The organism is Brasilonema sp. UFV-L1, from assembly GCF_012912105.1.
In the GTDB taxonomy this organism is placed as follows: Bacteria; Cyanobacteriota; Cyanobacteriia; order Cyanobacteriales; family Nostocaceae; genus Brasilonema.
Window position 1 is genome coordinate 1 of the sequence record NZ_QMEA01000182.1, and the last position, 11285, is coordinate 11285.

10 protein-coding genes and 1 pseudogene are annotated in these 11285 nt (G+C 41.2%); 4 read left to right on the top strand and 7 right to left on the bottom strand.

All coding sequences use genetic code 11. The features are described 5' to 3' along the window. Positions 1-162: 162 nt before the first annotated feature. From DP117_RS30885 to DP117_RS30900, 4 genes are all read right to left on the bottom strand, one after another. Positions 163-1074, bottom strand: a complete 912-nt coding sequence (locus DP117_RS30885) for an alpha/beta hydrolase (RefSeq protein ID WP_169222008.1) — start codon at positions 1072-1074, stop codon at positions 163-165. A gap of 20 nt (positions 1075-1094) precedes the next feature. Further along, positions 1095-1919: an SDR family oxidoreductase gene (locus DP117_RS30890; RefSeq protein ID WP_169222016.1), complete on the bottom strand. Its 825-nt coding sequence runs from the start codon at positions 1917-1919 to the stop codon at positions 1095-1097. Between the two features lie 11 nt (positions 1920-1930). Next, positions 1931-2578, bottom strand: coding sequence for a pentapeptide repeat-containing protein (locus DP117_RS30895; protein ID WP_169222009.1), 648 nt, complete (start codon positions 2576-2578; stop codon positions 1931-1933). A 492-nt stretch (positions 2579-3070) separates the two neighbouring features. Further along, the gene (locus DP117_RS30900; RefSeq protein ID WP_169222010.1) at positions 3071-3556 is read right to left on the bottom strand and encodes a hypothetical protein; all 486 of its coding nucleotides are present in this window, start codon (positions 3554-3556) and stop codon (positions 3071-3073) included. A 413-nt stretch (positions 3557-3969) separates the two neighbouring features. Between DP117_RS30900 and DP117_RS36680 the strand changes: the two are divergent. Next, positions 3970-4407 (top strand): annotated as a pseudogene (locus tag DP117_RS36680) (3-deoxy-7-phosphoheptulonate synthase); the annotation flags it as partial. A gap of 273 nt (positions 4408-4680) precedes the next feature. Here DP117_RS36680 and ahcY read toward each other — a convergent pair. Next, positions 4681-5958 carry an adenosylhomocysteinase gene (gene ahcY / locus DP117_RS30905; protein WP_169222011.1) on the bottom strand — a complete coding sequence of 426 codons (1278 nt, stop codon included), beginning with the start codon at positions 5956-5958 and terminating at the stop codon, positions 4681-4683. Positions 5959-6298: 340 nt separating this feature from the next. On the opposite strand from ahcY, the gene DP117_RS30910 reads away from it, so the two are divergent. From DP117_RS30910 to DP117_RS30920, 3 genes are all read left to right on the top strand, one after another. Continuing rightward, a complete protein-coding gene (locus tag DP117_RS30910) occupies positions 6299-7933 on the top strand; it encodes a mechanosensitive ion channel family protein (RefSeq protein ID WP_339381077.1) in 1635 nt (544 codons plus the stop codon). A 190-nt stretch (positions 7934-8123) separates the two neighbouring features. After that, entirely contained in the window at positions 8124-8390 is a 267-nt protein-coding gene (locus DP117_RS30915; RefSeq protein WP_169222012.1) for a hypothetical protein, read from the top strand. 109 nt (positions 8391-8499) lie between these two features. Next, positions 8500-8877 (top strand): hypothetical protein, encoded by a 378-nt coding sequence (locus DP117_RS30920; protein WP_169222013.1) that lies wholly within the window; start codon positions 8500-8502, stop codon positions 8875-8877. A 116-nt stretch (positions 8878-8993) separates the two neighbouring features. Here the strand turns inward: DP117_RS30920 and DP117_RS30925 are convergent, their stop codons facing one another. Together DP117_RS30925 and DP117_RS30930 are read right to left on the bottom strand one after the other, a co-directional pair. After that, positions 8994-9794 (bottom strand): DUF1838 family protein, encoded by an 801-nt coding sequence (locus DP117_RS30925; protein WP_169222014.1) that lies wholly within the window; start codon positions 9792-9794, stop codon positions 8994-8996. 95 nt (positions 9795-9889) lie between these two features. Then, the gene (locus DP117_RS30930) at positions 9890-11044 is read right to left on the bottom strand and encodes a glycosyltransferase family 4 protein (protein WP_169222015.1); all 1155 of its coding nucleotides are present in this window, start codon (positions 11042-11044) and stop codon (positions 9890-9892) included. Between the last annotated feature and the right edge of the window lie 241 nt (positions 11045-11285).

An 11285-nucleotide genomic window follows, 5' to 3' on the forward strand; every position in this document is an offset into this window, starting at 1 on the left:
CTTGGCAACGCACTGCCTCGTCTATGTCCTGCGGACACGCTGCGCTAAGGCGGTTCGTTCTTCATAAGTTCGTGGCGCATTTTCATACAGAATTGGTATCACAATTTCTGTACATTCCGACCTCAAACCCCACCCGCATGTAGGAAAGCAGGGTGGGGACATTCATGACATATCCTTGATAAATGGCACTATTGCCTCAACAAACTCAGCTGTTGACTCATATGGTAAAACATTGCGACCAGGAATTTTGATTCCACGACCATTTTGCAAACAAGCGAGGTAATCAGCCAAACGTTCATCTGGTTTTTCCTGTTTACCTTCTTGGCTAATACTTGATGCTGTTTCCCCGACAACAACCAGCGTTGGTTGCTTAATAGAGGCGATTGCTTGAGTGTAATCTTTGCGCCAAAAACCTGCCAAGAAAGAAAACACTGCATGACGACTAGCAATTTTTTCTGCACCTTGTTGCAAAGTCTTTATCCATTCACCATCAACTCCATCCGCTGAGTCAAACAGTTGGCGAGTCGAAAAATCACGCAAAAACTTTTCACCTCGCGCATAGCGATAAAAAGCATTACCCAAAGGCGAATCTAAGAGATTCCAAATGAGTTTGTCTTGCGATTGAGGAGTTTTCTTTGTAATAATTGCCCAAGCTGGAGGCCCAGCTAATGCAAGTCCAGCTATTAAATTTGGTTCCTGTTGAACTAACTCGATTGCAACTGGAAACAAAGCACCCTGTACAACCAAAACAACAGGTTTTTGCACCACTGTTTTTAAAAAGTGTTGCAACTGTTCTGCCCAATCACTTGGAGTATAAGCGACATGAGGCATATCACTTTCACCACATCCCAATAAATCGGGATTATAAATAGGATTGCGGTAACCTTGTAGAAACCATTCACGACAAAACCGCTGCCAAAATTGCCGCGACAATCCAACGCCAATCGGGTGTATTAACAAGAGGGGAATACCTTCAGGAGTTGAATTGCTTGGATTATCAATTTCATAGGCGCAGCGATAATTTTTCCAATTGTAGAACTGGGTAGGAGAGACTGTTTTGTCTTGAGTTATCATTGGACTGCACCTAATAACAACTAGAAAATGATCTGTGGATGAATCAATTCGTATCCTGCGTCTTTTATCTTTTGATTAGACACCTTGGCATTATATGGACGCTTACTCTCTTGCGAGGAATCCCATGTCACCTTAGCTAGATTGTGTGCTTCAAATACACCTTCAAGTAATTCTCCAGTTGTGAGCTGAGCATCATCAACTAAGTTATAAATACCTTCTAATTGATAGTTACGAGCAAACTCTATAGCACCAATAATATCATCAAGATGAATCCAATTTGTTGTATCCTTACCACTCCCAGGTCGAGTTGCACCAGCATATCGACCAAAGATTTTTACCAATTCTCGACCTGGACCATAAATTCCTCCTAATCGCAAAATACAAACACGCAAGTTTTCACTGGATGCTGATAGTAAAACTTGCTCGGTATCACTGATAATTTGGCCATTTTGATTGACAGGTGCAGCGGGTGATTCTTCATCCACCCATGCCCCGTTTCTATCACCATAAACAGCATAGCTTCCTGTGTATATTAATTGCCTCACGCTGGGAATCTCTTTCAGGACAGAGACTAAAGTTTTTGCTGTGTGTAGATAAGTTTCTTCGTAAACATCAGCACCTTTTGCACCGACACTCAAAAGGACAACATCTTGATTTTGCAAGACTGATTTTAAACCTTCTGAATCATTCCCTTTGACAACTTCAACTCGTTGGGCTACTGCTTGCAGCGCAGAAACACGTTCAGGAGTGGTTGTGGTAGCAGTAACAACAAAAGTCATTTTTTGTTGCCAATATCGAGCAATTGCACAACCAACATATCCGCAACCAATAATCGCAACGTTCATCATCTGTTAACTTATTCGTAAATTTTGCCATCAGGCATGATTGCCCCAGCTAAGTTAGCTCCAACCAGTTTAACAAGAAGTCTGTCACCAGATTTCATCCGCGCTCCCATAAAGTTCGCTCCCCGTAAGTCTGCTCCGCTCAAATCTGCTCCAATTAAATTAGCACACCGTAAATTGGCTTCCCTTAGATCAGCTAAAAGCAGGTTAGCTCTAAATAAATTAGCCTCAGACAAATTTGCACCTTTAAGATTCACTTTGTGCATAAAAGCATCACTGAGATTTGCACCACTCAAGTTCGCATGACTCAGGTTTCTACCAGATAAATCTTTGCCTTGTAAGTTTGCCCGACTAAAGTCTTTTCCACTCAAGTCTGGGTTTGGGTGTGGTGGTTGATAGCTTTTTTGGGTTGGCTTTTTCTGTGTAGATGCGGCTGAATACTGTAACGTTTGATACCTCATTTTTAATAGGCGCAATTTTTCACGAGCCTCATTGATTTCTTGTAGCTTTTTTTGCGCTTTCTCTTGTAACCGGGTATTGTCTTTTGGGAGGCGATCAGGATGCCATACAAAAGCCAAATCTTTATAAGCTTGGGTCACTTCCTCAAATGTTGCCCCAGGCTCTAAGTCCAATATTCTATAATACTGCTCCAACTCGCTCATAAGACGTTTCGGTGGAAATTATCTTAATTATGAGTGATGCCGCCGTTTTGCGGCAGAATTATTTGTCAAACTTTTTTGCTGTTGAATGATTTTGGCTAAAAACCGAGATTCCTTAGTATTATTTGCCTAGCTGGAGATAATACTTGAGCTACAGTTACTTTCTGTCTTACTACAGCATACCTGTATGCTAACAGACGCAGTTTGCAGTTTTTTTCAGGGAATACAGCAAATATGCTACAGAAAGTATGAAACCCTATGTTTGACGTCATTGAAATTTTAATTACTTCTTTATTTTCTAACTAATGACATATTACTTAATTTTTCTTAACTTGAATTTTTCTTTTGTAACTTTTACAATTTTGCTACAAATTTTCCAATGATTGGATAACTCCTATACCTAAAAATCAAGCTTCGTTGAACTTTTACAACACATAAACTCTAAGCTATTCAAATCATTATTTTATTTGGCTTAACAGTAGATATTTTTAATCATCAGTGACCGACGAAACGCTCTTTTATAGCTCGCCAATACGCTCCGACTGGAATTTGATAAACTTCAATCAAAAGCCAAATAATAATTGAAAAATGTAACAAAAAGGTTAAGACTGTCCAAACATATGGTACCCAAGACAGAGGACTTTCTGTCTTGGGTGGAAAATTATAAGCGACCATCCCAATTAAAGTCGTTGGCAGGAGTACAAAAACAATTGCTGCAATCACATAAGCCCATCCAAGTTCTACACCTTCTATTTGGGCTTCTGTCCAATGAAAGCCATTCCAATACCAAATCAGGGGTGGTTGTCTGGATGGCATTTTAATTTGCTGTTGTTCTACGTCGATAGTAAAAATTTGTTGGCAAAAGTCACAAGCCATAGCTTCCATTAATGGCATATGACTAATCTTACCCACACGACAGACTGGGCAGGGATAAACTCCTTGATCATGAAAAGATGTGGTTAAGATTTTGGGACTAGGCATAATAAGACTCGCTCATCTTTAGGTGTGAATTAAGTCAATGGTGAGGTCAAAATGATGAATTATGAATTATGAATTATGAAATCACTAGTACAGCGCGGCAGAAATAACAAGACAGTTAGGAATGGCTTAGAACTCTGATTCTGTAAGTATTTTTCTCTCCTGACTTCTGACGACTGACGTCACGACTCCTTGCACTAGTACCGCTACCTTGGAATTCACGCATTCGCAATCCGGAGAAATTCGCTCATTCAAAAAGCTTACATCATAAGCTTTTCGTTGATTTGGAATGGTGAACCAGCACCAAATAGATAAAAAGCTTGCAGCATCTTGATTCTTTCTTTTGACTTTTGCCTTGTTGTACTAGCCTATCCTGATTCCTCATTGAGGATGCATACATTCATTGCACCTTTTTCTACGCTTTTCAGGAAATAGGAAGAGCAAGAGATAGACTGTAAATTCTAGCAAAAGTGCAATAGCACTAGGATATTCCAGTCGTCACTGAGGTGATATCTATTTTTCAAATAGAAGCAATCTGTTAATATGCTTCTGGTGGGTAGCTGCAACATGCAAAACTTTGACTGATGAAGCATTAAAACAAGCTGGTCAGGCGATACTCCAAAAAACGCAGCTTAGCGGTGACAATTGAAGAACTCGTGATCGCAGCTAAATATATCATAAGCCATAGAAATCCTGATGTTGTATTATGCGAATGAGGTATCCACAGCTTCGATAACTACACGCGCAACGTACTAAACTTAGGAGCAGTGGCAGTTCTTAAGCAGATAACTCACTTATCTGTGATTGTAGATCCATCCTATGCTATCGGTAAACGTAAAATTGTGGTACCTTTGAGAGGATGTTTAAAAAGTCCTAAATATTACACAAATGTCATAAAGAAGCGAAGCGGAGCGCTATAGTAATGTAGGTTGCAATTCTTGCAACAAGAGCGATCGCTCAATGCTTCCTTACAACTGTTGCCAAATAAACACGCACTTTTCTGATTACAAGCACTTTATAGGTTCGCTACTTGACAAAAAAAGCGGGATAGGTAAATTGCCTATCCCATTTAAGTCATACTAAAAGAGCGATCGCCCTTTATAAATCTCTAAAATTCTAAGCTGTGCTTAAGTTCCAGAAGTCCAAGAGTTTGTGTACTCAATTTGATCTTCTGTCAGCGTATCAATCTGAATTCCCAACGCTTGCAACTTCAGCCGTGCAATGTCTTGATCGACTTCTGTTGGAATTGAATGGATACCGGGTTCCAGCTTACCTTTATTCTTGACAAGGTATTCGCAACCCAAAGCTTGGTTGGCGAAACTCATATCCATCACCGCGCTAGGATGTCCTTCTGCTGCAGCGAGGTTAATCAAGCGTCCTTCACCCAGAACTACAACTGATTTGCCACTTTGTAGGCGATACTCTTGGGTAAACGGACGTACTGTCTTGATTTCTTTGGCTTTATTGCCTAAAGCAACCAGGTCAATTTCAATATCAAAGTGACCGGAGTTACAGACAATCGCGCCGTCTTTCATCACGTCAAAATGTTCACCACGAATGACGTGCTTGTTACCAGTCACAGTGATAAACAAATCTGCTTGGGGTGCAGCTTCTGCCATTGGCAGGACGCGGAAACCATCCATGACTGCTTCGATTGCTTTGATGGGGTCAATTTCGGTGACAATCACGTTAGCACCGAGTCCTCGCGCCCGTAATGCTGTCCCTTTACCGCACCAGCCGTAACCAACAACAACAACGGTTTTACCAGCAAGCAGAACGTTTGTAGCGCGGATAATACCATCTAGGGTTGATTGTCCGGTACCGTAGCGGTTGTCAAAAAAGTGTTTCGTGTCAGCGTCGTTGACGTTGACTGCGGGGAAGGTGAGAACGCCATCTCTGAACATGGCGCGGAGTCGTACAATTCCTGTTGTGGTTTCTTCTGTGGTCCCAATGATGTCAGCAAGTTGGTGCTGGCGTTGTTGTACCAGGGTGGCGACGACATCACAACCGTCATCAATGATGATGTTGGGACGATGGTCTAAAGCAATTTGTACGTGACGGCTGTATGTTTCGTTATCTTCACCTTTGATGGCAAAGACAGGAATGTCATGATCAGCGACGAGGCTAGCAGCTACGTCGTCTTGAGTTGATAGAGGATTGCTTGCAATCAATAGGGCGTCTGCACCACCAGCTTTGAGTGCAATTGCTAGGTGTGCTGTTTCTGTTGTGACATGGCAGCAAGCCACAAGGCGAATACCCGCAAAGGGTTTTTCTTGGGCAAAGCGATCGCGAATCTGCCGTAAAACTGGCATCTCGCGTCCAGCCCATTCAATGCGCTGTCTTCCCAAGGCAGCTAGGGCGAGGTCTTTAACCTCGTGCTTTAATCGGGGAGAAGTTGCGGTCATCAAATAGTTCCTCAATTAGAAAGAAATTGGCGTAAATTCTTACGCACTCTACTAGATTATTCCACATTTGACAAAATGGGAAAGTCTTAGCCCTGTCGGGAATTCAAAATGAACTGCGTCCCGCACAGCGATCAAAATTCAAAATTATGAATTCCCAAAAATCGCAATTTTCCTTTTGTCATCTACCTAAAGGTAGGTACAAATGAAATCACTCAAGATTGCAATACTTAAAAGATTTGTTAAAAATTGACATAGAAAGAAAAGTACAATAACTCAAATTAATTTTGGAGCAACGCTCTAAGAGTACTCAACTGTACATTTTGCTCAAGGAGGTATAAAAGTGCGCTTTCAATATTTGGCAGTCGCTCTTTCTTCAACGGTGATCACAGTAGGGGCAATGCCTCCAGTTACAGCGCAGATTACCTTTTTGCCTACGGTGCAACTTAACACCAATCGCAGTAGTGAATCAGACACTAGAGTGGATTATCGCTGGGTTCATTTGGATGGTCGCCGTTTGTTTCAGATTGCTGCTCGAAGGGCAAACATTTCAGAGCGTTTACAACTAATTGAAGGAAAACTCCATGAAATTAGCCAAGATTACTTGCAAGACCGTAATACTAAGCTTGACATAAAGGTTAATAAGTCTAATAATTCAAGTTCTTCACCAGTCATTTACATCAACGGTTCATATCTAATGACTGTGACGTCAGAGGATGCAAACCTGCGACAGGCTCCTCCTTTAGAAGCAGCAAATCTCATCGCCCAAACTTTGGGAGACGAATTGAAGAAGGCAAGAAAGGAGCGACAACCCCGATATTTGATTCGCCAGGGTGCAATTGCTGGCGCAACTGGTTTAGGAATGATTGTCTTGAGTTGGGGAATATGTAACTGGCAGCGCCGCTCAAAAAGGTACCCACTACAGTCGCCACTTTCTAGCTCAGCAGAAACTAAACCTATTACGACACAATTAACTCAACAACAACATCAACATTTTCAAGAAGTCAAGCGACGACTTTTTCAGCTTGGGCACATAACGGTTTGGGGAAGTGGCACTTACTGGATATTAGGTTTATTTCCATACACGCGACCGTTTCAGCTCGTCATTCTCTCAGCGGCGCAAATTCCTTTGATACTAGGTGGAATAGCACTGGGAACTTATGTGGCAGTACGTCTGAGTTATGCTCTTATTGACCGCTTTACCACTGCTTTTATAAACAGCAGTACTTTGCTAACTCCTGAAACTTCTGAACGCCTACAACTACGAGTTTCTACTATATCCGGTGTTTCAAAAAGTATTGTCACAATTGTCTGGATGGTAGTTGGTATCGTGCTATCTCTTGCGACACTGAGTATAGAACTTGCTCCTGTGCTCGCTGGTGCCGGTTTGGTTGGTGTTGCCTTGTCCCTTGCTTCTCAAAACCTCATAAAAGATGCAATTAACGGTTTTCTGATTATCCTGGAAGACCAGTACGCTTTGGGTGATGTTATTGCCGTGGGAGACGTGGGAGGATTGGTAGAAAATCTGAATCTACGGATGACTCAACTGCGGGATTCAGAAGGACGCCTGATCACAATTCCCAATAGCGAAATCAAAATTGTTGCCAATCTTTCAAGTCGTTGGTCACGCGCTGATTTAACTATCCCAGTCGCTTATCAAACCGATATTGACCAAGCGATGAAATTGATTGAAACTGTCGCTATACAGATGGACGAAGACCCAAAATGGCAATATGCAATTGTGGAAACTCCTCAAGTTTTGGGAATCGATACCTTTGGCGATCGCGGTTTGATTATTCGTGTCTGGATTAAGACACAGCCCCTTAAACAATGGGAAGTCGCACGAGAGTATCGCCGCCGCCTAAAAGTTGCTTTTGACCAAGCCGGTATTTACATTCCTGTGCCTCAACAATCGATTTGGGTGAACGATTTTCAATTCCAGAAATCTCCGCTTGATGGCAATGGCACTCAACTATAGAGTATAGCTTACAGGGTACAGATGGCAGGTTTTTCTGGTGACCCCATCTTCTGTTCCCTGTTTCTCTTTCCTTTCTATCTATTACAGTACAAAAGTACTATAATAGAAGAGTAGCGTCCACAAAGCCTGGTGAAGTGTACTCTCTCGGTGTGTGGCAGCCTTGGTAGAGATGGGTTCAACGGTTTGTCCTATGATAAAGCACTACATTCTTAGCCTCAATCCGATTGCTAAGCACGAATGGGATCGGTGTATTTTACGTGACCCATTGACTGCTAAACGCCCAGATATTGCCAAATTAATCGCTGAAGCAGTTGGTGCTGATACAGGCAGTTATTTAGTCAGTGTAAAAATTGAAGTTCAAGTATTAGAGGAAGCTACGGTACCTCAAGCTGAACAGCTTTCTTTAAATGTTGGGGAAGTGATTACCCAAGCACCTCAACTGAGGGAAGTGGCTTAAAAAGAGGTTGGGAGAGAAAATACTCCCTTATCTTTACCGTATACTCCATCTACCCTATGTCTTATTTTCCCTATCGTGTATGTAAAGATTATTACAATATAGATTACCTATGTTAACAAACCAGCTGAATCATTATCCAGCGGCGATCGCTCAAGCTGCCCAAAGACTCAATGAAATAGATTCTCAATTAATGGCAGTTCAGCAGCAAATTAATCGATTTGAAGGGAATGCGGATCGTAGCGCAGCCTTTGATATAGATTTGAAAAATGATGCTCAACGCAAAGCTCGTCGTTTTGAAGTGTTACTTGTCAATCAAGAATACCAAAAAGCGATGGACACCCTCATACAATTAACTACCGAAAAGGCAAATGCTGTTGCTCATTTAGAATATCTGCGTAACCAGTTTAGTGTAGCAAAATTGCAAGCAAGACTAACAATAGCTCAACAACTCACAGATTTTGAATCGCATGAATTAGTGGGTTTGTAGTCAATACTGCAAGGGTATAGCGAAAATTAAAAACCCGGTTTCTTAAATAAACCGGGTTTTTAAAACCTCAATTATCGTTAACCGACAAGTATTGAGTTAAGTCGTTGCCTAACCAATCAAGAGGTTTCCTCTATTGGGAAAACATCGCCCTTCAAGTAAGATTCAAAGTGTTTCTTAAAATACTGAATGCTCGTCATATTCTGTTCATCACTTTCTGTAGGTGTGAATTCATAAATTGGTACTTTTTCCCTCACCAACTTGACCAATTTAGGATTAAGTTCTTCAAAAGAATTGACTCTAGATATTGTTGTTTCAAACCTTAATTTAGCTGGATGACCATATCCTAACTTCATCCAAGGCATCCAAGGACAGTCTCTCGCCCACTGAGCAGGAGGAACATTACAAGCATCAGGTCGGCAAATATTTGATGTAAAATATTCAACTCCCTTAAACTTTTCTCCAGGGCAATAGTCTAGGTATTTACTATCTCCTGCTAACGGATGCGGATATTCCAAAGGAACTTCTATGACAGAGGTGATAAATCCGGTACCTTTGGGTATGACATATTTTCTTGGTTTGACTGAGCCTTGTACAATTCGGTTAGCAATATGTACGACTGGTACTGCTTGATTTGCCTTTGGTGAGTTCCAAAAGTGCAAAATCTCTTGCGTCACGGGATCACAAAATAAACCTAACTCTCTATTGATACGATACCCGGCTTCTCCATACTCAGGATGACTCTTGATAAAGACTTTTGTCGCATTCATGCCAATAATAGAGAACAATTTCTCCTTTGGTAAGTCTAGTTTTTCTTGCCACCAAATTTCCCCACACCAGTTGTAATAAAGCTGTAAACCATGATTTTTTCTGTAAAAATCGAGGTTATTAAGTTCGTAGTCATCCAAGTAATCACTCATGTCACATCCATTCATCTTCAAATGCTTTTGCTTGCAACTATCATCTAAAGTTTGATGAGTGATTTTCTTGTATCTTTGGGTGCAATTTCATCTAACTAGGAACTTGTTTTCAGTAATAACTTATTCAACAGCACGGCAATTTGCTGATTAATCGCTGTAACATCAAAACGCTGGCTAGCAGTCATTTGTGCATGATGAGCCATCGTCGCTGTCTTCTGTTGTTCTTTAAAACAGGTCGTTATGACTTGCGCTAATTCATCAGGCTTTTCTGGTGTCACTAAAAAACCATTGATTCCGTTTTCTACTAACTCCATTGCACCGCCAGCTTTCGCAGCTACCACAGGTCTTTTACAGAGCATAGCTTCTACAATCACTCTACCAAATGGCTCTGCAGCAGTCGAGGTATGTGCAACTAAATCACAAGCTGACATCAATAGAGGAATATCTGAACGAAATCCTAAAAATTTGACTCTATTTTCTAGTCCCAGTGTTTTTACTTGTTGGTGTAAATGTTGCACATATTCTTGTTCTCCAAAGAGTGCATCACCAACTAAGATTGCTGTGACATCAACAGGAGATTGTGCCAATGCTTCTATTAATACATGCTGACCTTTCCAAGGTGCAAGACGGCTAAAGTGTCCGACAACAAATTGTCCTTCTAGCCCCAATTCTTGTCTGATTTTATTGACATCAAACTCGTGGCTTTGATAATTTTTAAGGTCAAAGCCGTTGTAAACCACTTCAGTGAGATCTGAACGTCCTCCAGCTGCGACAAAAGCTGCTTGACTTGCTTGAGAATTGGCAATGACGAGTGATGCAAAACGATTGGCGCAAGTTACAGCAATGCGACGGTTAGTTTGACTAAAGTGTTCTGGGGAAAGAATATCATGTAAATGATAAACCAAAGGACGACGACTGAAAAAACTAGCTAATGCACCAACAACCAATGCTTTTTGTGTATTAGCATAAATTAAATCAAATTCTTTAGCTTTTTGCACGACTTTAGAAATCAGAGGGATGAGTTGACCCAGACTGCCTAATCCTTGTGCTAAGCTGCTTTCTTTACGAACTTGTATTGCTTGAGTTGTGAGAACTTGAACCCGAATATGATTTTGTTCTAGTAAATTTCTAAAAGAACCATCAGCAAATAATCCCACTAAACAGCTATCTTTATACGGTTTGGCGATATCTATTAAACATAGTTCAGCTCCACCTGGTTTACCACTTTGGTCTAGGAAGAGAATTTTCATAAAATACCTTGCTTGGAAAGTCAATACGATTCAGATAAGGTTAAAAATTAATACTAACTTACGTTGGGGAGCGTAAGCTCCATTGAAGTTTGACCAAGAAGTAGTCAGGAGTCAGGAGCCAGAAGTCAGAATGACGAGTACGAGTGGTGGAGACTTACGGGGTATCAAGCCCCCACTAAATTTTCAATTTGGTGGTCAACAATAGCGTGGCGGGTCACAAGCCCCCACTAATTGCATTCTG

Coding starts and splice junctions, on each gene's coding strand:
- DP117_RS30920 (WP_169222013.1), top strand. CDS start 8,500: ATGTTAACAAACCAGCTGAATCATTATCCAGCGGCGATCGCTCAAGCT.
- DP117_RS30885 (WP_169222008.1), bottom strand. CDS start 1,074: ATGATAACTCAAGACAAAACAGTCTCTCCTACCCAGTTCTACAATTGG.
- DP117_RS30895 (WP_169222009.1), bottom strand. CDS start 2,578: ATGAGCGAGTTGGAGCAGTATTATAGAATATTGGACTTAGAGCCTGGG.
- DP117_RS30915 (WP_169222012.1), top strand. CDS start 8,124: ATGATAAAGCACTACATTCTTAGCCTCAATCCGATTGCTAAGCACGAA.
- DP117_RS30930 (WP_169222015.1), bottom strand. CDS start 11,044: ATGAAAATTCTCTTCCTAGACCAAAGTGGTAAACCAGGTGGAGCTGAA.
- DP117_RS30925 (WP_169222014.1), bottom strand. CDS start 9,794: ATGAGTGATTACTTGGATGACTACGAACTTAATAACCTCGATTTTTAC.
- DP117_RS30900 (WP_169222010.1), bottom strand. CDS start 3,556: ATGCCTAGTCCCAAAATCTTAACCACATCTTTTCATGATCAAGGAGTT.
- ahcY (WP_169222011.1), bottom strand. CDS start 5,958: ATGACCGCAACTTCTCCCCGATTAAAGCACGAGGTTAAAGACCTCGCC.
- DP117_RS30890 (WP_169222016.1), bottom strand. CDS start 1,919: ATGAACGTTGCGATTATTGGTTGCGGATATGTTGGTTGTGCAATTGCT.